The sequence below is a fragment of the uncultured Winogradskyella sp. genome (assembly GCF_937958655.1).
Classification (GTDB): Bacteria; Bacteroidota; Bacteroidia; order Flavobacteriales; family Flavobacteriaceae; genus Winogradskyella.
The window spans coordinates 30,284-52,681 of sequence record NZ_CALGNH010000008.1 but is presented as its reverse complement, the minus strand read 5'-3'; the positions used below and the strand labels follow the sequence as shown (position 1 = coordinate 52,681).

The window sequence follows — 22,398 nt, the reverse complement described above, 5'->3', positions numbered from 1 at the left end:
TTATACCCAGCGCTTCATAAGCTGGAAGCGGAGGGTCTTTTAGATGTTGAGGTAGCCAAAGTAGATAATCGCTTACGTAAATATTATAAACTCACTGAATCTGGGACTAAAGAAACCGTGAGTAAACTCAATGAACTTGCTGACTACATAAAAACCATGCAAGCATTAGTAAATCCTAAATTAGCTTAAGATGAAGTTAAGTTTAGAACAAATACAATTTATAGATAGTTACCTTGAAAATTCTGAGATAATTCATGTGGATACAAGATCAGAAATGGTAGATCACGTAGCTTCTGGGATTGAAGCAAAAATTGAGGAAGGGGATTCCCGAGACTTTTACTACATCTTTAAAGACTATATGGTAAAACATAAATCTAGATTACTCGATAATAATAAACAGTTCATTAAATCTTCTGACAAAAAGTTACTTAGACTGATTCTGAAAGAATTAGTAAAATGGCCATGCATTGTAACTTTTTTAGCTTTAGTTGCACTTTTTAAATATTTAAACTTTACCACAGAAATAGCACTTGCTAAATCTTGGTTAGGTTCTTTACCATTAGCACTTTCCATAATTTCTGGTCTTGTATATTTTATTGCATTACGCTTTTATAAACTAAATCGCTTTTCTTCTTTAGAGCGCTTAGGTTTTATTTTTGCCGTGTCTTTTCAATTATTTCATTTTTGTTGGAATATTTTCAATTTAGAATCTATCAAAAAATACGACTATTTAATAATCATTTTAGTAAGCCTTACACTATCGTTGCTTCTAGCGATGGCGCTAGTATCAATTAAACAGATAAAATATTACAATTTAAGATTCAAAATATTGGATTCAATATGATGCTTAATAAAGACCAAATACAGCAACTCTATACCTTTACCCAAAAGCACTATGTTGATTGGTTTGATGTGCAAACAGAATTAGTAGACCATTTAGCTAATGGAATAGAAAACCATTTGATTCAAAATCCAAACGCTACTTTTGAAGATGCTCTAAATACTGAATTTAAAAAGTTCGGAGTAACGGGTTTTTCCGATGTTATTGAAGAAAAAACCAAAGCTTTAAATACCCATTATAGAAAACTAGTGTGGCAATATTTTAAGGACTTTTTTAAGCTACCTAAAATTATATTGACCTTATTTTTAATTTATATATTCTATCAATTATTTCAGTTTGTGGATGAAAGGCTTTACATACTAATACCAACAGCAATGGTATTGTTTTGGGTTCCTCTAAGTTACTTTATTAAAAGTGTAAAATCAATCAGAAAGACAAAAAAGGAAACGGGTAAAAAATGGCTGTTTGACAATACAGCGTTACAGCTAGGTGAGCTTAGCCATATCTTTAATATTGGTATTTATGGCGGAATTATTTTTGATTCAAATAAAAACTGGAGCAATACTCAAGAGCTTATTTTTTCTATATTAATGGTTGGTTTTGCGTTAATCTTATATGTTTCAATTTATATTGTTTCTCCAAAACTTAGAAATGAAGCCGCTAAACAACATCCAGATTATAAATTTGCATAAATTGTGTAACAAATTACGCCAAAGCAACACTAACACTAAGTATTAACTAACCAAAAAGCTTATGATAAAGCATTTTCTTAACTTAGAATGGAAACAGTATTTCCGTTCGTCTTATTGGCAAAAGAGTATAGCTTTAAACATATTACTTGTATTTTTTGCACTGTATTTTGTTGTTATGTTTTTAGCCTTAGGGTTTGGCTTACTTTTTATTTTAAAGGAAACTTTTCCCGAACAGGATGCGTTTGTAATTGCTAATGGATTCTTATTTTATTGGATAATAGCAGATTTAATGATGCGTTTTTTTCTTCAGAAACTGCCAGTGATGAGTGTTAAACCACTTTTGACCTTACCTATAAAACGCTCTACTGTTGTTAATTTTGTATTAGGTAAGTCTGCGCTTAACTTTTTTAATTTTCTGCCATTATTCGCCATTATTCCGTTTAGCATAATGCTTATAAGAGATGGGTATGATACGTCTATGATTTTAACATGGATGTTTACAATGCTAATCATTGTACTTATTATAAACTTCTTAAATTTTATTGTAGAAGCGTTTTCTGCTGAAACAGAATTATCTTTTCTACCTCTAATAGCTGTCGTCGGGACACTTTTTGGACTGGATTATTTTAATATACTGCCAATAAAATCCCTTGTTGGTGATGGCATGCTGTATATAGCTAATAATCCAATTTTTATTCTAATCCCATTTGTAATATTAGTGGCGTTTTACGCGTATAACTTTAAAATATTGAAAGAGAAACTGTTCTTGGATAGTTCTTTAAAATCTAAGGTTACGGAAGTAAAAGCTGCAGACTTATCTTGGACCAATCGATTTGGAGATATTGCACCTTTTATGCAGTTAGACCTAAAACTAATTTGGAGAAATAAACGGACAAAATCAATGGCAATGCTTTTGGTTATTGGTGTACTTTATGGTTTGTTTTTCTACCCGCAACCGGTGTATCGTGAGATGGAGTTTATGTTTGCATTTATAGGTATTTTTTCAACAGGATTTTTCCTTATTAATTTTGGGCAATTTATTCCAGCTTGGGATAGTGGTTATTACAAAATGCTAATGAGCCAAAATATTAAGTATGAGCAGTATCTCCGCTCTAAGTTTATACTTATGGTGTTGAGTGTAGTAATACTATTTGTATTAGGTATTCCGTATGTGTATTTCGGCTGGAAAATTCTAATTGCCCATTTAGCCGCAGCCATTTATAACATTGGCGTTAACTCACATGTCATACTTTGGGGAGGTTCCTTCAACAGAAAAAAGATAGATTTAGATAAAAAGGCAGCCTTTAATTATCAAGGAACAGGAGCTGTACAATGGTTAATAGGTATACCATTAATGCTCGTGCCAATGGGATTATTTGGGTTGATCAACTGGTTGCTTGGCTTTGAAGCAGCGGTTGCAACACTTGTAATATTCGGAATATTAGGCATCGTACTCCATAAAAAATTAATGCGATTTATCACTCAAAGATATCTCGATTCAAAATACAAAATGATTGACGCTTTTAGTCAAGACAGTTAAAAACAGACCAATATTATGATATATACTAAAGACCTTTCAAAATCATACAACGGAACGACCGTTCTTAATATTGAAGAACTACGTATTCCTAAAGGACAAAGTTTTGGTTTGGTGGGGAATAATGGCGCAGGGAAAACGACCTATTTCAGCCTTTTATTAGACTTAATAAAACCCTCAACAGGAAACATAACCAGTAACGAAGTTATAGTCAATCAAAGCGAAGATTGGAAACCCTTTACCTCGGCATTTATAGACGAAAGCTTTTTAATTGGCTATCTCACACCAGAAGAGTATTTTTATTTTATAGGCGATTTACGTGGTCAAAATAAAGCAGATGTCGATGCATTAACCGCTCAGTTTGAAGATTTTTTTAATGGCGAAATTATAGGAAAGAAAAAATTTTTACGAGATTTAAGTAAGGGTAATCAAAAGAAAGCCGGTATCGTCGCAGCCCTTATTGGAAATCCAGAAGTCATTATTTTAGACGAGCCTTTTGCTAATTTGGACCCTACAACACAAATACGATTAAAACAGATTCTGAAGGATTTAGCCGAAAAACAAGGAGTAACAGTCTTAGTCTCTAGTCACGATTTAATGCATGTTACCGATGTTTGCGAGCGTATTGTAGTTTTAGAAAAAGGAAATGTGGTAAAGGATTTGGAAACCAACCCAACCACACTAAAGGAGCTAGAGGCTCATTTTGCAAGCAATTTAGTAACTCAGGAAGAAGCATAACACATCTAATCAATCAATATTTAGCTCGTGCTTATTCATTGTAATGAGGACGAGCTTTTTTATGGCCTCAAGTCCTGTCTCTCCGCTAAAAACATGTAAATAGACTTAAAAATTCAAAAAGATGTTTATTTTTACAACTCAAGACACTAAACATCCAATAGTTTAGTTATCTATAATGCTAATATGGCATCAATTTAAACAAAACCAACGTTGAAGCTTAACATAAAAACAATATTAGTTTCGAGTTTGCTAGCATTTACTGTGCTTAGTTGTTCACGTAAAAAAGACACCTTTATTAATAGAAATTTTCATGCTCTCGGTACAGAGTATAATATTCTTTTTAATGGAGATATTGCCCTACAACGTAGTGTACTTGGTGTTAATGATGAGTTTACTGAGAATTTTTGGGAACTACTACCTGTGGAGCGTATGGAGGTAAATGATGATGTGTTTTTACCAGGTAAATCTAAAAATGTAGATTTTGAACGTGCAGAAGAAAAGGCCATTAAGGCCATTCAGAAGCACGGGATGAATATTGACGGAAAAGAAAAAAATCCACAAATTGATGAAGCCTATCTCTTATTAGGAAAAGCAAGATACTACGACCAGCGTTTTGTGCCTGCATTAGCGGCGTTTAATAATATTTTAAATAAGTATCCAACCAGCGATAAAATAAACCAAGTAAAGATTTGGCGAGAAAAGTCTAGCATGCGATTAGACAATAACCTAGGAGCTATAAAACGACTAAAACGTCTTTTAGAAGAAGAGGAGCTAGAAGGGCAAGACTTAGCAGATGCTACAGCTGCACTAGCTCAGGCTTATGTAAATATAAAATCGAAAGATAGTGCTTTAGTGCAACTTGCTATAGCAGCAGAGCATACAAAGGTAAAGAGCGAAAAAGCACGTTATCATTTTATAAGAGGACAATTGTATAACGAGTTTAAAGAAAAAGACAGCGCTAATATGGAGTTTGATGCTATTATAGACATGCACAGACAAATTCCGAGATCATTTTATATTAACGCACACTTAGAAAAGTCCTATAATTTTAATACCAATGAAGGTGATGTCTTAGCCTTTGAAGACTATCTTACAGATCTTGAAGAAAATAGAGAAAACAGACCATTTTTAGATAAAATATACCATCGTATTGCAGAGTATGAGCTTCGTAAGAAAGCTGACAGTATTGCTGAGGTATATTATAATAAGTCCTTAAGAAAAACGACCTCCGATAATTATTTACGTGCACTTAATTACGAAACACTTGGTAATATGTACTTTGATAAAAGTATTTATAAAACTGCTGGTGCATATTACGACAGTACAATGACGGTAATGGTTAAAAACTCTAAGCCATTTAGAATAATAAAGCGAAAAAGAGAGAATTTAGACGACGTCATTTTTTACGAAGATGTAGCGCAAAAAGCAGATAGTATATTGCGTATTGTTAATCTTTCAAAAGAAGAACAGCTAGCATTTTACACAAACTACATTGAAGATTTAAAGCAAAAAGTTATAGAAGAAGAAAAGCAAAAAGCCTTGCAAAAGGAGCAAGCTTCAAGGCAAAATGCGCTCGGTTCTAATAATTTAAACAAATCAGACCCTAGATTAAAAGCACAATCTAACAGAGGTGCCTTACCTGGAGCCTTCAATGCAGGAGGAAACAATTTTTATTTCTACAATCCAACAACTGTAGCTTACGGTAAAAACGAATTTGTTAAACTTTGGGGAGAGCGTCAGTTACAAGATAACTGGAGGCTTTTGGACCAAAGATCTGCAATAAAAAGGGATAATATAGAGGATGACGAAGCTGTAGCGTCACAAGAAGATGATCAGCGCTACAATCCAGAAACTTACATTGCTGCGCTACCCACAGAACAAAAAGAAATAGATAGTATTGCAAAAGAAAGAAACTTTGCATATTATCAATTAGGGATTATTTATAAAGAGAAGTTTAAAGAATTACAACGCTCTAAATCTAAATTTGAAGACCTTTTAGGTAGTAATCCAGAGGAAAGATTAGTGTTACCATCAAAATACAATTTGTATAAAATTTATACAGAACTAGGGCTAGAGCAAAATGCTGAGACTATGAAATCTGATATTATCAGTAATTACCCAGATTCTAGATATGCAGAAATTCTTCTCAACCCACAATCAGAATTAACTAAAGACCAAAATAGTCCAGAAGTTATCTACACAAACTTATTTAGGAAGTTTGGAGAGCAGAAATACGCTGAGGTAATTGCCGAAGCAGAAAAGCAAATAAAACGTTTAGAGGGAGATGATTTTGTGCCAAAGTTTGAAATTTTAAAAGCTTCTGCAAAAGGAAGACTTTACGGTTTCGAGGCTTACAAAGAAGGTGTTAATTATATAGCACTGACTTACGCAAACTCAGAAGAAGGAAAAAAGGCGCAAGAGTTGCTTCAAAATGCAATACCGGCTTTAGCCAAAAAAGAATTTGTTGCAGATGAAAAGCCCAAAAATTTTAACGTTATTTATCAATTTCAGAAAGGTTCTGGCGAAAATATTGATGAATTCATTAAGATCTTAGATGAAGAAATTGAGAAAAAAATTAATTATTTTGACTTAACAACATCCATAGATGTGTATGACGAAAACACCACGTTTGTTGTAGTCCATGGACTAAAAAGCATACAAGGTGCAGGTGGTTTTGCGGAGCTTTTACAATCCGATGAAAAAGATAAACGTGGCAGGCCAGTAAAACCAAAAATTACAAAAGATTATTTTGCGATCTCATCACCAAACTATGCTATTGTGCAACGTCATAAAAATTTAAATGCTTATCTTAAGCTAGAGTAACCTAAATCTAATTTATATGTTTTCCTCAGAGACTAAAAAACCTAAACAACAGAGAACTATGGAATCAAGTACGCAACAAAACATTATAGCTAAAGGGACTAAAATTGTTGGTGATATAGCTAGCCAAGGGCCTTTTAGAATTGACGGCACTGTAGAAGGTAATATAAAAACTTCCGGAAAAGTTGTTATTGGTAAATCAGGCTTTATTAAAGGAACGCTTCAAGGAGAGAATGCTGATTTTGAAGGGAAATTTTCAGGGAAACTGATATTAACAGGAACCTTATCTTTAAAGTCCACAGCGCATATAGAAGGAGAGGTGCATATCAATAAACTAGCTGTTGAGCCTGGAGCTACATTTAATGCCACTTGTAGTATGAAAGGCACTGTAAAAGCATTACCTAATGAGCCCGTTAAATCAAAACAGTCAGAAGCCACACAACGATCAGAAAGGCAAGCTTAATTCTTACGTTCTTTTCTCTGGTATTGCTATACAGATGGTGGTTATCATTTGTGTAGGTACCTTTAGTGGTGTAAAATTAGATGACTATTATCCTAATGATCATAACCTTTTTACACTTTGCTTTTCATTGGGTTCAGTAATTTTATCTATTATTTTTGTAATTAGGCGTATTATTGCAGCTTCAAAAGAAAGTTAGATGGAGTTATTCAAAAAAAGACAAATCACATTTGTAGTTTTACTTACGTGTGTTACTGCCTTAATATTTGGCCTGCATAGTTATCTATTGCATTACTTGGCTAAGGATGTAGATTTCTTTTTTCCGGTTTGGCACATCTATCTTTTTCATTTTGTTGTAACACTTATTTTTTATACCATAATCAATTATCTTTTTTCAATAGGGAAAAAAGAAATCTTCAATTTATTTATGGTAATGACCTTTGTAAAAATGATTTTAGCCATTTTATTTTTATTGCCATTACTACTTTCAGAGTTCGAAAAAAAACAACCCGATGTGTTTAATTTTTTCATTCTATATTTCTTGTATTTATTCATTGAAGTTTTTGCAATAACTCGATTTCTTAAAAAATTGTAAAAACAAATTTTAAAGTACGTCTAAATCAGTGGTTCGTCTGACAAATGTTTTGCAAAAATTATAGCAAAATAAATGCTTGTCAATTCATTTAATGTACGTACATTTGCAGCGAATTTAAAGTAAGGTATTTTTAAGCCCATTACAATGAGAATTAACACCTTTAAAAACATGATATTATCAGCCTTAATGTTAACGGTTTTTAATATTGGGTTTGCCTCCGATCCCAAAGAAGGGGGAGACGATAAAAAATTCGATCCTAAGGAGATGATTATGCATCACGTAAAAGATGCCTATGGTATGCATATACTTACGCTTAATGAAGGTAAAGAGGACGAAGAGCACATCACTATTCCACTACCTATAATTCTTTGGACAGATAATGGATTAACAACATTTATGTCTTCAGAGTTTCACCACGATTATCATGGTCACCAAGTTGTAGAAAAAGGCGGACAGCGTTTTGTAAACGTTCATGAAAAGGTATATCAACTTAATGAAGGAGAAACAGCAGTTACCCTAGACGAAGAAGGTCACCCAACTAATGCGCACATGCCCTTAGACTTTTCTATTACTAGAAACGTTTTTATGATGTGGGTATCTATTGTGGTATTGCTTTTAATTTTTCTAACAGCAGCACGTCGTTATAAAAAATCTGATGAAAATGTGCCGTCTGGTATTGCAAGTTTTGTAGAACCATTAATCGTTTTTGTTAGGGATGAAATCGCAAAACCAATGATTGGTGAGCATAAGTATAAGAGATACATGCCCTATTTATTAACGGTATTTTTCTTTATATGGATAAATAATATTTTTGGGCTAATTCCAATCTTAAACGGAGCTAACTTAAGCGGTAACATTGCCTTTACATTTACTTTAGCCGTAATTACTTTTATAATAACAACATTTAGTGGTAATAAAAATTATTGGAAACATATTTTTTGGATGCCTGGTGTGCCAGTGCCTATGAAAATATTCTTAATGCCAATAGAAATTGTAGGGATGTTCGTAAAACCAGTATCCTTAATGATCCGTTTATTCGCAAATATAACTGCAGGACATATTATTATATTATCGCTTATATCACTAGTATTTATATTTAAGTCAATAGCTATTGCACCAATATCTGTGGCATTCTCATTATTTATAACAATAATAGAAGTTGTAGTAACAGCAATACAAGCTTATATATTTACAATATTGTCAGCCCTTTATTTTGGTATGGCAACTGAAGAAGCACATCATTAATAATTAATTTAAATTTTATAACTATGACTATTACAGGAATTGCAGCAATTGGAGCTGGATTAGCAGCTATTGGAGCTGGAATGGGAATTGGACGTATTGGTGGATCAGCTATGGATGCTATGGCTCGTCAACCAGAAATCCAAGGAAAAATTCAAACCTCTGCTCTTATTTTAGCAGCTTTCGTAGAAGCGGTAGCGCTTTTTGGAGTTGTTGTTGCTTTATTACAAGGTTAATTACCAAAAAGAGAATTAGCGGTTGGCTGATTCTCTTTTTTTAAAAATTTAAAACACTTTACATAATGGATTTAGTAAACCCAGGATTTGGACTTATATTTTGGACATTAATTTCTTTTTTATGTCTACTTATCATATTGAGAAAATTTGCGTGGAAACCAATTCTTGGTGCCGTTAGCGAAAGAGAAGAAGGCATTAAAGATGCACTTGCTTCTGCTGAAAATGCACGTAAGGAAATGGAAAATCTTCAGGCAGATAATGAGCGTATTTTGCAAGAGGCTCGTGCAGAACGCGAAGCCATGTTAAAAGATGCTCGAGAGATAAGAGAGCAGACTATTGCAAAGGCTGAGTCTGAAGCACAAGAAAAGGCAAGTCAGATCATTGAAAAAGCCCAAGCAGCCATAGAAAGTGAAAAGAAAGCAGCAATGGTAGAATTAAAAAGCCATGTAGCAGGATTATCATTAGATATCGCCGAGAAAGTGGTACGTGAAGAATTATCTAACAAAGACAAGCAATTAAAGTTGGTTGAAGGTATGTTAGGTGAAGCAACTTTAAACTAAAATAAATGTCAGGATCAAGAGCAGCAATTAGATATGCAAAAGCAGTTTTAAGCTTAGCCAGAGATCATAAATCTGCCGAAGCAGTAAATAGTGATATGAAATTAATCACTAGCACTATCAGACAGAGTGAAGATTTAAATCAAATGCTTCAAAGTCCTGTAGTAAGATCTTCAGATAAAAAAGCCGTATTAACATCAGTATTTAAAAATGCTAATGTTGTTACTACAAATCTTGTAGATACTTTAATCTCTAATAAGAGACTATCACTTTTAGGTGATGTAGCTACTAGTTATACGCAGTTATACGATCAGATGAGAGGTACACAAGTAGCAACAGTTACTACGGTTGTACCATTAACAGCAGAATTAAAAACTAAAGTTTTAGCTAAAGTAAAAGAACTTACTGGTAAGGAAGTAGAAGTAGAAAATATTATAGATGAAAACATTTTAGGTGGTTTCATATTAAGAGTTGGTGATATTCAGTATAATGCTAGTATCGCAAATAAACTCGATAAATTAAAAAGAGAATTTACATTAAATTAGAACTGTTGTTTAAATGAACTGTCACCTTGAGCGTAGTCCAAAGGTCTTTTCAATAAATAGCAAAATATAAAAAATAAGATGGCAGAAGTAAAACCAGCTGAGATATCAGCAATCTTAAAACAACAACTTTCAGGTTTTGAAGCAGGTGCTTCATTAGACGAAGTAGGAACAGTATTAACTGTAGGTGATGGTATTGTACGTGCTTACGGATTAGCTAACGCACAATATGGTGAATTGGTAGAATTCGATGGTGGTGCAGAAGGAATTATACTTAACCTTGAAGAAGATAATGTAGGTATTGTACTTTTAGGTACTTCGGTAGGAGTAAAAGAAGGTTCTACAGTAAAACGTACTAAGCGTATCGCATCTGTAAAAGTAGGTGAAGGTATTGTAGGTCGTGTTGTTGACACTTTAGGTAACCCTATTGATGGTAAAGGACCAATCGCTGGTGAAACTTATGAAATGCCAGTAGAGCGCAAAGCACCAGGTGTTATCTACAGAGAACCAGTAACAGAACCATTACAAACAGGTATTAAGGCAATTGATGCTATGATTCCGGTTGGTAGAGGACAACGTGAGTTGGTAATTGGTGACCGTCAAACTGGTAAAACTACTGTATGTATTGATACAATCTTAAATCAAAAAGAATTTTACGATGCAGGTGAGCCTGTATATTGTATATATGTTGCTGTAGGACAAAAGGCGTCTACTGTTGCAAACATAGCTAAAGTATTAGAAGAAAGAGGAGCATTAGCTTATACAACAATTGTTGCAGCTAACGCATCAGATCCTGCTGCGATGCAAGTTTATGCACCAATGACTGGAGCTTCTATTGGCGAATATTTTAGAGATACTGGTAGACCAGCATTAATCATTTATGATGATTTGTCTAAACAAGCCGTAGCTTACCGTGAGGTGTCGTTATTATTACGTCGTCCTCCTGGACGTGAGGCATATCCTGGTGATGTATTCTACTTACACTCAAGATTATTAGAGCGTTCGGCAAAAATCATTAATGATGATAAAATTGCAAGCGAAATGAACGATTTACCAGAGTCATTAAAGCCAATCGTAAAAGGTGGTGGTTCTTTAACTGCTTTACCAATTATAGAAACACAAGCTGGTGACGTATCTGCATATATTCCAACAAACGTAATTTCTATTACGGATGGTCAGATTTTCTTAGATGGTGATTTATTTAACTCTGGTGTACGTCCAGCTATTAACGTTGGTATTTCAGTATCTCGTGTAGGTGGTAATGCTCAGATTAAATCAATGAAGAAAGTATCTGGTACACTAAAATTAGATCAAGCTCAGTTCCGTGAATTAGAGGCTTTTGCTAAGTTTGGTTCAGATTTAGATGCATCTACTTTAAATGTAATTAATAAGGGTAAACGTAACGTTGAGATTTTAAAGCAAGCGCAAAATGATCCTTTTACAGTAGAAGATCAGGTAGCAATAATTTATGCAGGTTCTAAGAATTTATTAAGAGACGTTCCTGTTGATAAAGTTAAAGAATTTGAAGTTGATTATATCGAATTCTTAAACGCTAAGCACAGAGATACTTTAGACACATTAAAAGCAGGGAAATTAACGGATGAAGTTATTGACACCTTAACCAATGTAGCAAAAGACCTATCTGCTAAGTTTAGGGCTTAATAAAAACCGTTGTCATCCTGAACTGTCACACTGAGCGCAGTCGAAGTGTTGTTTCAGGATCTCAAATTAGATATATGAAGATTCTGAACTAAATTCAGAATGATAAAAAAGAGAAAATGGCAAACTTAAAAGAAATACGTAATAGAATATCTTCCGTATCTTCTACGATGCAGATTACAAGTGCTATGAAAATGGTATCTGCTGCTAAATTGAAGAAAGCACAAGATGCTATTACCGCTATGCGTCCATACTCAAACAAGTTAACAGAATTGTTACAAAGTTTAAGTGCAACTTTAGATGAAGATAACGGAAGTAAATTTGCTGATCAAAGAGATGTTAATAAGGTATTAATTGTTGCTATTTCTTCTAATAGAGGATTAGCAGGTGCTTTTAATTCTAACATTATAAAGCAAGTTAATATACTTTTGGGAGACACTTATAAGAGCAAGGATGTTTCTATTATAACCATAGGTAAAAAAGTAAATGATGCTTTTTCAAAATCTGGCAATGTAATTGCAAACAAGAGTGAAGTATTTGATGACTTAACCTTTGATAATGTTGCTGAAATAGCACAAATGATAATGGATAAATTTATTGAGGGTGAATTTGACAAAGTAGAACTTGTTTACAATAGCTTTAAAAATGCAGCGACGCAAATAGTTATGACCGAGCAGTTTTTACCTATTGTACCAGTAGAGAGCGATGATAAGCAGCCTAATTTAGATTATATCTTTGAGCCTTCTAAGCAAGAAATTGTAGAAACATTAATACCAAAGTCCTTAAAGACTCAATTATTCAAAGGTATTAGAGATTCGTTTGCTTCAGAACACGGTGCACGAATGACTGCCATGCATAAAGCAACAGATAACGCTACAGAGTTAAGAGATCAGCTTAAATTAACTTATAACAAAGCAAGACAAGCAGCAATTACTAATGAAATCCTTGAGATTGTTGGTGGTGCTGAAGCTTTAAATAATTAATAATTACGCTACTAAAAGAATGGTTTAGTAGCTTAGATTAATAAAAACCCAACGCATGGCGTTGGGTTTTTTATTTTAAGAGGTTAATATGATTATTGTATTTCGTCGATAAAATACAATAATTACCGACAAAATAAATTTATTTTCTATCTTGCCATACCAAATTTTAACCTACTAATAATGAAACACTTTCAAAAAGCAGTGTATACTTTAGTTTTTGTATTATCAATACTTACGTTTTTTCAATGTGCCAGTATTAAAGTAACATCAACAACTTTTGAGGAGAAAACTCCGTTTAAAATTAATTCAATATCATTTCAAGAATGGTATGCAGGCATCAAAGTTGGTGGAACCGGCATTAATGTATTCATTCCAATTTCAGCGTCTAAAAATAATATTTCGCTAAAAGAGGTCTTTTTTAGAAATTTAAGAGGTAAACTTATTAAAGAAGACGGCAAGTATACCTCTGTACTAAAGAATCCTTCACGGTTATACACCTTTAAAACACCAGAAAAAACAGAGAATTACCCATTCGATTTATTAGATACCGAATGTGTGATTAGCTATAGTGAAAACGGACAAATAAAGTATCATAAAATCACATCGTTAAACGAAGTAGCAGGAACCTATTATGAAGATGGTCCACCTTCCATTTATACATCAAAAAAGACTTCTGACATGGCATCATTAGATGAAGAGGATGATAATTAGATGAAAAAAGTATTATGTTGAAGCCTTACTATTTAGTGAGGCTTTTTTTGTTTCATTTACATGAGACCAATTTATATTATATATTTTTGATAATTAATATCAATACTCAGTTTGAGCGTACTAAAATCCTTTTTTAAAGACACAATTATTTATGGTTTAGCTATTGTGCTACCCAGACTGATAAACTTTCTTCTTGTACGATTACATACAGACGTACTTCCAAACGAAGGGTATTCTGAAAACACAGAGTTTTACGTAGTGGCTGCATTTTTTAATGTTATACTTACTTACGGAATAGAAACATCGTTCTTTAGATTTTTCAGCAAACACAAAGCCAAAAATAGTGTTTTGTCAACCGCCATTATAACCATTATTACTAGTACCTTAATCTTTGGTTTATTACTTTTTGTATTTAGAATTCCAATCTCAGAAACTTTAAGAATAAATACAGATTTTTATTCGCTATTAGTAGGTATTACACTTGTAGATACATTAATTGTTATTCCATTTGCTTATTTAAGGGTAACAGGAAAACCATTAAAGTTTGCGTTCATAAAATTAATTAATGTCTTAATTATTGTAGGTCTAAACATCTTATTCTTATCAAGAACCTATGGATCAATTGAATTAAGAGGGCTGTTTAACGTTAATAACAATGTCCAATATATATTCATCGCTAATCTCATTGCTAGTATAGCGGTTCTCATATTGGTTACGCCTTACTTTTTTAAGACCAAATGGAGCTTTGATACCAAAATTTTAAAACAACTTTTAAACTATGGTTGGCCAATAATGATAGCGGGTTTTGCTTTTGTTATAAATGAAAATTTAGACAAATGGATGTTACCACAAATAGAAGGTGAATTTATTAATGGTGCTTATAGTGCCTGTTATAAATTAGCCGTTTTTATGACCTTGTTTATACAAGCTTTTAGAATGGGAGCTGAGCCTTTTTTCTTCAACCATTCCGACAAAGAAAACGCAGTACAAACCTACGCTACCATATTAAAGTATTTTACCATTGTAGGTGCTATAGGGTTAATGTTTGTAGTTGTTTATATTGATCTTTTACGTCCTTTATTCATAAAAAAAGAAAGCTACTTGTTAGCTTTAGATATCGTTCCTGTAGTATTGTTAGCTAATCTGTGCTTAGGGATTTATCATAATCTTTCTATTTGGTATAAACTCACGGATCGTACAAGATTTGGTATGTATATTTCTTTAGTAGGAGCTGCAATAACTATTGCATTTAATATTACATTTATTCCTAAAATCGGATTTATGGCTTGTGCCTACGCCACGTTAATTGCTTATGGTTTAATGATGCTCATTTCTTATATTTTAGGGAGAAAATACTATCCAGTACCATATGATATTAATAGAATAAGTGTTTATCTTATAATAAGTACAGCCTTGAGTTTTATAACTTATTATTATTTCGATAGAAATATAGGCTTAGGAACAGTATTTTTGTTACTGTTTATCACCTTAGTAGCTTTTTTAGAACGAAAGGAACTACAACAGATTATAAAAAGGAATCAAGCATGAAAATAAAAATAATAAATAAATCTAGTCACCATTTACCACATTACGAAACCATAGCATCAGCAGGTATGGATTTACGTGCTAATACAACTGAAACTATAATTCTTAAACCGTTAGAACGTGCTATAGTTGGCACAGGACTATTTATAGAATTACCTATTGGTTACGAAGCGCAAGTGAGACCACGCAGTGGATTAGCCGCAAAAAAAGGGATAACCGTATTAAATGCACCTGGTACAGTAGATGCAGATTATAGAGGCGAAATAGGTGTGATCTTAGTAAATCTATCAAATAAAGATTTTACGATAAATAATGGCGAACGTATTGCGCAATTAGTCATAGCTAAACATGAGCGAGCGGATTGGGATGAGGTAGAAGCACTAACATCTACGGAGCGAGGTGAAGGTGGGTTTGGAAGTACGGGAACCTCTTGATTGCAGAATTACGATTTGCAATTTTAGAATTTTCCCCTTGAGGTGACTTTAGAGGTGTTTTAGAATAGAAAAACAATAAAAACTTAATATTAAAAAGATTTCCACTTTCGTGGAAACGAAAAATAAATTTTTGGATGAAAATAATAGTACCAATGGCAGGCCGAGGCTCGCGTCTAAGACCACATAGTTTAACAGTTCCAAAACCATTAATTCCTGTCGCAGGGCAACCCATAGTGCATCGTTTAGTAAAAGATATTGCTAAAGTTTTAAAACAACCTATTGAAGAAGTTGCTTTTGTTTTAGGTGACCCAGCTTGGTTTGGAGATGATGTCGTACAGAGTTTAACACAATTAGCTGAAGATTTAGGGGCAAAAGCCTCAATATACAGGCAAGACCAACCCTTAGGCACAGGTCATGCTATTATGAGTGCTAAACCATCTTTATCGGGCCCGGCAGTAATTGCTTATGCAGATACTTTAATAAGAGCAGCGTTTGATTTAGATCCATCGGCAGACAGTGTTATTTGGACCAAGCGCGTAGCCAATCCAGAGGCTTATGGTGTGGTAAAATTAGATGCAAACGATAGTATTGTAGAGCTCGTTGAAAAACCAGAACGCTTTGTAAGTGACCAAGCCGTCATAGGAATTTACTATTTTAAAGACGTTGCTCAGCTAAAAGCTAAGTTACAAGAAGTATTAGATGAAAACATAATGAATGGCGGAGAATACCAAATCAATGATGGTATTAAGCGCATGATGGCAGATGGTAAAATCTTTAAAACAGGAACTGTAGATGAGTGGATGGATTGCGGAAACAAAAACATAACCTTAGAAACCAATGCAAAAATGTTAGGCTTTTTAAAAGCAGATAATAAAGAGCAATTGGTGCATGATTCCGTAGTTGTCGAAAATTCAAATATTATCGAGCCATGTTTCATAGGCGCTGGAACTATTTTACGTAATACTTCTGTTGGGCCAAACGTTTCTATTGGCAAAGATTGTGTTATTGAGAACTCAAGCATTAAAAATACCTTAATTCAAAATGAAACAAGTATCAAAAATGCTAAATTAGACGAAGCCATGATTGGTAATTTCGTGAAATACAATGGTAACTTTACTAAGATTAGTATAGGCGATTATTCTGTTTTGGAATAAAAAAGAAATACAAAATTCCAATATTTCTGATACTGTCACATTGGGCGTAGTCGAAATGACATATGAAAATTGTTTAAAGTAAATAAGGCTTAAGTTTGGAATAACTTTTGAAAGTTAATTAGCATTCCGAGCACAGCGAAGAATCTTAAATGAAATTGAGTAACAAAATAGGAAATATTTTATTAGTACTTCTCATAGTACCCAGCTTTGTTATGGCACAAGTTGATTTTAATAAACGGCCAGATGACGATCTCGGAAATGTAAAAGACGAATTTCAAGAGCATTTTTTCGAAGCCTTAAAGCAAAAAGGTATTGAAAATTACGAAAGAGCGGTAGATGCACTTTATAAATGCCTCAATTTAGATAGTAAAACACCCGTTATTTATTTTGAACTTGGCAAAAATTACAATATACTAAAAAACTATGGTGCTGCTGAGGAAAATCTCAAAAAAGCCATTAGCATGCAACCAGACAACGAATGGTTTTTAGATGAGTTGTACGACGTATATTATCAGCAAGACGATATTAATAATGCTATTAAAACTATAAAACAACTCGTTAAATATCATCCAGATTATAAAGAAGATTTAGCGACATTATATGTTAGAGAAAAACGCTATAAGCAAGCGCTTGAGCTTTTAGATGAGCTCGATGCAGACATTGGTGTAAGTGAGGCTAGAGACGCCATGAGAAACGATATTTATAGGGTTACAGGCAATGCTGATGATCGTATAGAAAACTTAAAACAACGCATTACTAATAACCCTAATAACGAAGAAAACCATTTAAAGCTAATTTACAGATATAGCCAATCTGGCAATAAAAATAAAGCCTATGAAGCAGCTCAGAATTTATTAAAAGTTAAACCAGATTCTAAGTTTGTACATTTAGCGCTATACAAATTTTATTTACAAGACGCTAAGGTTAAAGACGCCATTAACTCAGTAAAGATAGCATTGACTAGCCCACAAATAAACGCAGATGCTAAGGCTAAAGTCTTAAAAGACTTTGTAAATTTTGTGTCTAAAAATTCACAATACGAAAAAGATTTAGTGGATATAATGGCTTTAGTAGATGATAATAAAGATGCGCAAACCCATAACGATTTAGGACAGTATTATTTAAAAGCAGGCGATAAAGCTAAAGCCTTAATAAACTTTAGAGATGCCCTTAAACAGAATCCTAATGATTTTAAACTGATTAAAGACGTTCTATTATTACAACTAGATTTAGAAGATTATAAAGCGGTTGTAAAAGATAGTGAAGACGCCCTAGAGTTATATCCTGCACAACCCATTTTGTACTTGGTAAATGCTGTAGCCCATAACAAAGAAGGAAATTATAAAAAAGCCATAGATAGTTTAGAAATGGGACTAGATTTTTTAATAGATAATCCAAGTATGGAGGCTGACTTCTACTCAGAATTAAGTTTAGCATATAAGGGACAAAATAATATTAGTAAATCCCAAGCGTTTGCTAAAAAGGCACAAGCTTTAAAAAATCAATAATAAATACAACTTGTCATTCTGAGTGTGGCATTTGAGTTTGTAGAAGTATGTAAGCTAAGAATCTCAACATAATTTAAATGATAATAAGAATTAAAAATAAAAGCACTTTTAAGATTGTCTATATTATTCCAATCTTATTGTTAATTATAAGTTGTAAATCAACCAAAGATGTTATTGCTTTGGGCGAAGCAAGTGATAAGCTTTCTGCAAAACAGGTGATTAAACAACATCAAAAAAGTGAGGCTAATTTTAATACACTACAAGCGAGGGTAAGAATTGATTTAATCCAAGGAGACAAAGCGCAAGGAGCAACATTTAGCCTTAGAATGCAAAAAGATAATGTAATATGGTTAAATGCACCTTTGGGACTAGTTCGTTTAATGATAACACCAGATAAGGTTATGTTTTATAACAAACAAAGTAACGAATACTTTGATGGCAATTATAAACTTTTGAGCGATTTTGTGGGTGTAGATTTAGACTTTAATAAAGTTCAAAATATACTGTTAGGTCAGGCAATTTTTAACTTAAAAGATCAACCACATTCTGTATCCGTCAATGAAAATTCTTATGCGTTACAGCCTAAAGAACAAAGTGCGCTTTTAGAATTGTTTTACTTAATTAATCCCACACATTTTAAGATGGATAGTTTGCAGTTATTTCAACAATTAAAAAAGCGAATTCTTCAGATAGATTACACATCTTATCAAAACGTTGATAACGAAGTATTACCTAAAGACCTTAGGATAATTGCAGTAGAAGGCGCTGATGAAGTTAGTGTAACTATGGAATTTAAATCCGTAAGTTTAAATGAGGAACTTCGCTTTCCGTTTAAAATTCCAAATGGGTATAAAGAAATAGTTATAAAATAATAATTTATTCTTAGACAGCGAGAAGACCAAACGATGAGAAATCTCACATATATTAACACATTGAAAAAACAGTTTTACGTTTTATTTATTTTTTCATTACTATTCTCGTCAATAAACCTAAATGCCCAAAGCAACAAACAAAAAAAATTAGAGGCGCAACGTCAGCAAAAGCTTAAAGAAATACGTCAAATTAATGCCTTATTATCTGTTAAGAAAAAGGAAGAAAAGTCCGCTATAACTTTAATTGAGGATCTTAATTACAAATTAAACGTTAGAGAAAATCTTATTAGAATCACTAACGAACAGGCAAATTTACTCACTAGAGAAATTAACACCAATCAAAAAGAAATAACTAGTCTTAGAACGCAATTACAAGAGTTAAAAGAAGACTATGCGGCTATGGTTGTAAAATCCTATAAGAGCAAATCCGAGCAGAGTAAAGTTATGTTTTTATTGTCTTCAGATAATTTTAAACAGGCTTATAAAAGATTGCAGTACATTAAGCAGTATGCTAATTACCAAAAAGAACAAGGTGAATCAATTAAGCTTAAGACCAAGGAGTTGCAAGAATTAAACATTGCGTTATCCAAACAAAAAGCGAATAAACAAAAATTAATTGAAGATAATAGAATAGCAAAGCGTCAACTCCAAAAAGAACAGAAACAACGCAAGGAATTAATGGCTTCCATTAAAGCAGATATGAGCAAATATGCCGCACAGATTAAAAAGAAACGACAAGAAGCGGATCGCTTAGATCGCGAAATTAATCGTTTAATTAGAGAGGCTATTGCAGCATCTAATAAAAAAGCAGGTAAGAAGACATCAACAGGGAAATTTGTTTTAACACCAGAAGCTAAAAAGTTAGCGTCTAGTTTTGAAGCTAATAAAGGAAAGTTAGGTTGGCCTGTTTCTAGAGGTGTTATAAAGAGTAAGTTTGGTAAAACAAGATCTTTAATTGATAATACTGTTGAGGTAAATAACTCTGGAATTAAAATAGCCACAGAAAAAGATGCAGAAGTTAAGTCGGTATTTAAAGGTACTGTACATAGATTATTTGTAGTTAAAAATGCAAATTCAGGTGTTATGATTAGTCATGGAAATTACTTTACCGTGTATTATAATTTGTCTAAAATCTACGTTAAGTCTGGTGATAAAATTGAAACAGGCCAAGTCATAGGCCAGGTCTTTAGTAGCAGAGCTACAGGAGAAAGTTTATTAGATTTTAGGCTGTTTAAGGATAAGCAAAAACTTAATCCACAGTATTGGTTGGTAAAAGATTAACCCCTAACTAATACATAGCCACTTCTGGTTTTGCTGTAATGTTTGCCATTAAAAAAGTAGTAACGCTTACGTTTATCACGGAGGGTTTTATAGTTAATAGGTAATTTCTTCACTACTGTAAACGTTGTCGGCTGTTTTACTACAGCGCATTTAGGACAAGAGCTAAAGCTTAGTGCAAAAACAAAAACTAAAGTGTAAACTAAATATCTTATAACATTAAATAGGTTTGGTGTAATGATAAGACTTAAGAAATTTGAAAACGTTTAATTGTATGTTATGAAAAGGATGGTTAAGATGCTGAAATAAATTTAGCATGGCAAGTAGTGGATAATTTAATTTTACCATTGTCGGTTGTCATTCTGAACTTGTTTCAGAATCCCTTACTCAAAAAGCGCCTTTAGTTCGGTGGCTTCTGCAGGCTTCATTTTTCCTGCTAAAACCAAACTTAATTGTTTACGACGCAAAGCAGCTTCAAAACGGTCTTTTTCTAATTTGGTCTCTGGCACAAGCTCTGGTACTTTTACAGGCCTCCCTGTTTCATCTACAGCAACAAAGGTATAGATAGCCTCATTTGCTTTTAAACATTCACCAGATTCTCTGTCTTCAACCCAAACATCCATGTACACCTCCATAGATGTTGTAAATGCACGAGATACCTTTGCCTCTATAGTTACAACGCTTCCTAAAGGTACAGATCTATTAAATGCAACATGATTTACTGATGCTGTAACAACAATGCGCCTAGAGTGACGCCTTGCCGCTATACTGGCAGCTCTATCCATACGAGCCAATAGCTCACCACCAAAAAGATTATTTATAGGGTTAGTTTCACTTGGTAAAACTAAGTCAGTGACTACAGTTTTTGATTGAAATGCGGTTTTAGGTTGCATAAATTTTAAAATTTCTGCAAAGATAAAGGGATTTTAGATTGTAGATACACTTAAAAACTAATTTATGAAAATGTCGCACTGAGTGTAGTCGAAGTGCAAAAAGATTAATCTAATTTCTTAATCAAAAGCCAAGCGTCACGGTTATGTTCTTTACGAATTTTATTAAGCGCTTGTTGAGCTTCTGTTCTGGTATCAAAACTTTGATAAATAACTTCATGCAAACCATAACGATTTTTGCCAATTGTTCTGGCTTTATAACCTTTGGCCCTTAGTTGAGACACTTTTTTATCAGAATTAGCTTTAATTCTAAAAGCACCAGCCACGATATGGTAATTACCAGTTTGTTTTTCAACAGCTAAAGTCACAGCTGGTAAAGGATTGCTAATCACAAATGTAGCTTCTTGTACTTTAGCATCTAATTGCGCATTAGCCTCTTTTTGTGCTAACTGGTTATGATTTTCAATGGTATTACTGTAATATTTAGCACCACCTAACCCTAAAAGAATTACAGCAGTTGCGGCATATTTTAACCAATTGTTTTTTGCACGTTTCTGTGGTGTTAATGCAACAGGAGTAGTGTCTTCAATGGCTATAACATTTTCTTTATAAACTTCACGAGTCACAGCAACTGATGTATAGTGAGACAGCCCAAATGCATCTGTAAGGTAATTAATATGCGTAGAAGGAGTAAATAACATTCTACCTTCTGCATTTAAAGTAAATTCACCAATATTTTCAAATTGAATGGTTTCACCCTCAATAAGATATGACTTAACGGCTTTTACCTGTTTTGCTATTTTCGCTGTAGATGTAGCATAAGGTATCTTTTCTATTTCAGCAATATAATGCGCTAATAAGCCATCATTATTTTGCAATTGCTCGTTAAAAGATAAGACCTTTTTTGGAGGATAAAAGGTGTGCGTAGAATCATGCACTTTTGCAGATTCACGGCTTGTTAAAAACGCCCCAAACCCTGGTACAGTTACACAATCGTAACGGTATAAAAGGTCGCTTATGTAAGATTCTAATTGCATAGAAGAGCAAAGTTAAAAATTTTTAAAAGTGATGAAAGTTTAGTGTCATTTAGTTATTAACATCAGA

Annotated in this window: 23 protein-coding genes; 21 read left to right on the top strand and 2 right to left on the bottom strand. The window is 33.3% G+C overall.

The window, feature by feature from the left end; all coding sequences use genetic code 11:
- The 21 genes from Q0800_RS01905 to Q0800_RS01805 form a co-directional block, all read left to right on the top strand.
- Positions 1-189 (top strand): helix-turn-helix transcriptional regulator (locus Q0800_RS01905; protein WP_299127126.1); only part of this gene is annotated, 189 nt, incomplete at its 5' end.
- Position 190: 1 nt separating this feature from the next.
- Positions 191-844 (top strand): hypothetical protein, encoded by a 654-nt coding sequence (locus tag Q0800_RS01900; RefSeq protein WP_299127125.1) that lies wholly within the window; start codon positions 191-193, stop codon positions 842-844.
- Complete coding sequence (locus tag Q0800_RS01895) at positions 841-1,533, top strand: hypothetical protein (protein WP_299127124.1); 693 nt, start codon at positions 841-843, stop codon at positions 1,531-1,533. Before Q0800_RS01900 ends, Q0800_RS01895 begins: the two co-directional genes overlap by 4 nt.
- A gap of 61 nt (positions 1,534-1,594) precedes the next feature.
- Positions 1,595-3,073: a DUF5687 family protein gene (locus Q0800_RS01890; protein WP_299127123.1), complete on the top strand. Its 1,479-nt coding sequence runs from the start codon at positions 1,595-1,597 to the stop codon at positions 3,071-3,073.
- 15 nt (positions 3,074-3,088) lie between these two features.
- Positions 3,089-3,808 (top strand): ABC transporter ATP-binding protein, encoded by a 720-nt coding sequence (locus tag Q0800_RS01885; RefSeq protein WP_299127121.1) that lies wholly within the window; start codon positions 3,089-3,091, stop codon positions 3,806-3,808.
- Positions 3,809-4,018: 210 nt separating this feature from the next.
- Positions 4,019-6,631, top strand: a complete 2,613-nt coding sequence (locus Q0800_RS01880) for a hypothetical protein (protein WP_299127119.1) — start codon at positions 4,019-4,021, stop codon at positions 6,629-6,631.
- Positions 6,632-6,647: 16 nt separating this feature from the next.
- Positions 6,648-7,091 (top strand): polymer-forming cytoskeletal protein, encoded by a 444-nt coding sequence (locus tag Q0800_RS01875; protein ID WP_299127117.1) that lies wholly within the window; start codon positions 6,648-6,650, stop codon positions 7,089-7,091.
- The gene (locus Q0800_RS01870; RefSeq protein WP_299127115.1) at positions 7,033-7,287 is read left to right on the top strand and encodes an AtpZ/AtpI family protein; all 255 of its coding nucleotides are present in this window, start codon (positions 7,033-7,035) and stop codon (positions 7,285-7,287) included. The genes Q0800_RS01875 and Q0800_RS01870 overlap by 59 nt, the downstream gene beginning before the upstream one ends.
- A 540-nt stretch (positions 7,288-7,827) precedes the next feature.
- Positions 7,828-8,928 carry a F0F1 ATP synthase subunit A gene (gene atpB / locus Q0800_RS01865; protein ID WP_299127113.1) on the top strand — a complete coding sequence of 367 codons (1,101 nt, stop codon included), beginning with the start codon at positions 7,828-7,830 and terminating at the stop codon, positions 8,926-8,928.
- Between the two features lie 23 nt (positions 8,929-8,951).
- Positions 8,952-9,161, top strand: coding sequence for an ATP synthase F0 subunit C (gene atpE, locus Q0800_RS01860; RefSeq protein ID WP_140989457.1), 210 nt, complete (start codon positions 8,952-8,954; stop codon positions 9,159-9,161).
- A gap of 65 nt (positions 9,162-9,226) precedes the next feature.
- A complete protein-coding gene (locus tag Q0800_RS01855) occupies positions 9,227-9,721 on the top strand; it encodes a F0F1 ATP synthase subunit B (protein WP_299127108.1) in 495 nt (164 codons plus the stop codon).
- 5 nt (positions 9,722-9,726) lie between these two features.
- Positions 9,727-10,263 (top strand): ATP synthase F1 subunit delta, encoded by a 537-nt coding sequence (atpH, locus tag Q0800_RS01850; protein ID WP_299127106.1) that lies wholly within the window; start codon positions 9,727-9,729, stop codon positions 10,261-10,263.
- Between the two features lie 78 nt (positions 10,264-10,341).
- Positions 10,342-11,922, top strand: coding sequence for a F0F1 ATP synthase subunit alpha (atpA, locus tag Q0800_RS01845; RefSeq protein ID WP_299127104.1), 1,581 nt, complete (start codon positions 10,342-10,344; stop codon positions 11,920-11,922).
- 116 nt (positions 11,923-12,038) lie between these two features.
- Entirely contained in the window at positions 12,039-12,902 is an 864-nt protein-coding gene (gene atpG, locus Q0800_RS01840; RefSeq protein ID WP_299127102.1) for an ATP synthase F1 subunit gamma, read from the top strand.
- 180 nt (positions 12,903-13,082) lie between these two features.
- Positions 13,083-13,613 carry a hypothetical protein gene (locus Q0800_RS01835; RefSeq protein ID WP_299127100.1) on the top strand — a complete coding sequence of 177 codons (531 nt, stop codon included), beginning with the start codon at positions 13,083-13,085 and terminating at the stop codon, positions 13,611-13,613.
- Between the two features lie 111 nt (positions 13,614-13,724).
- Positions 13,725-15,161, top strand: a complete 1,437-nt coding sequence (locus tag Q0800_RS01830) for an oligosaccharide flippase family protein (RefSeq protein ID WP_299127098.1) — start codon at positions 13,725-13,727, stop codon at positions 15,159-15,161.
- Entirely contained in the window at positions 15,158-15,592 is a 435-nt protein-coding gene (dut, locus tag Q0800_RS01825; RefSeq protein WP_299127095.1) for a dUTP diphosphatase, read from the top strand. Before Q0800_RS01830 ends, dut begins: the two co-directional genes overlap by 4 nt.
- Before the next feature lie 134 nt (positions 15,593-15,726).
- Positions 15,727-16,746: a sugar phosphate nucleotidyltransferase gene (locus Q0800_RS01820; protein WP_299127093.1), complete on the top strand. Its 1,020-nt coding sequence runs from the start codon at positions 15,727-15,729 to the stop codon at positions 16,744-16,746.
- 149 nt (positions 16,747-16,895) lie between these two features.
- Positions 16,896-18,254, top strand: a complete 1,359-nt coding sequence (locus Q0800_RS01815; RefSeq protein WP_299127092.1) for a tetratricopeptide repeat protein — start codon at positions 16,896-16,898, stop codon at positions 18,252-18,254.
- A 77-nt stretch (positions 18,255-18,331) separates the two neighbouring features.
- Positions 18,332-19,126 carry a DUF4292 domain-containing protein gene (locus tag Q0800_RS01810; RefSeq protein ID WP_299127090.1) on the top strand — a complete coding sequence of 265 codons (795 nt, stop codon included), beginning with the start codon at positions 18,332-18,334 and terminating at the stop codon, positions 19,124-19,126.
- Positions 19,127-19,159: 33 nt separating this feature from the next.
- On the top strand, positions 19,160-20,407 hold the full coding sequence (locus Q0800_RS01805; protein WP_299127088.1) for a peptidoglycan DD-metalloendopeptidase family protein: 1,248 nt from the start codon (positions 19,160-19,162) through the stop codon (positions 20,405-20,407).
- Between the two features lie 380 nt (positions 20,408-20,787).
- On the opposite strand, the gene Q0800_RS01800 is transcribed toward Q0800_RS01805, so the two are convergent.
- Together Q0800_RS01800 and Q0800_RS01795 are read right to left on the bottom strand one after the other, a co-directional pair.
- Positions 20,788-21,297 carry an acyl-CoA thioesterase gene (locus Q0800_RS01800; protein ID WP_299127086.1) on the bottom strand — a complete coding sequence of 170 codons (510 nt, stop codon included), beginning with the start codon at positions 21,295-21,297 and terminating at the stop codon, positions 20,788-20,790.
- Positions 21,298-21,401: 104 nt separating this feature from the next.
- Positions 21,402-22,331: an SPOR domain-containing protein gene (locus tag Q0800_RS01795; protein WP_299127085.1), complete on the bottom strand. Its 930-nt coding sequence runs from the start codon at positions 22,329-22,331 to the stop codon at positions 21,402-21,404.
- Positions 22,332-22,398: the final 67 nt, after the last annotated feature.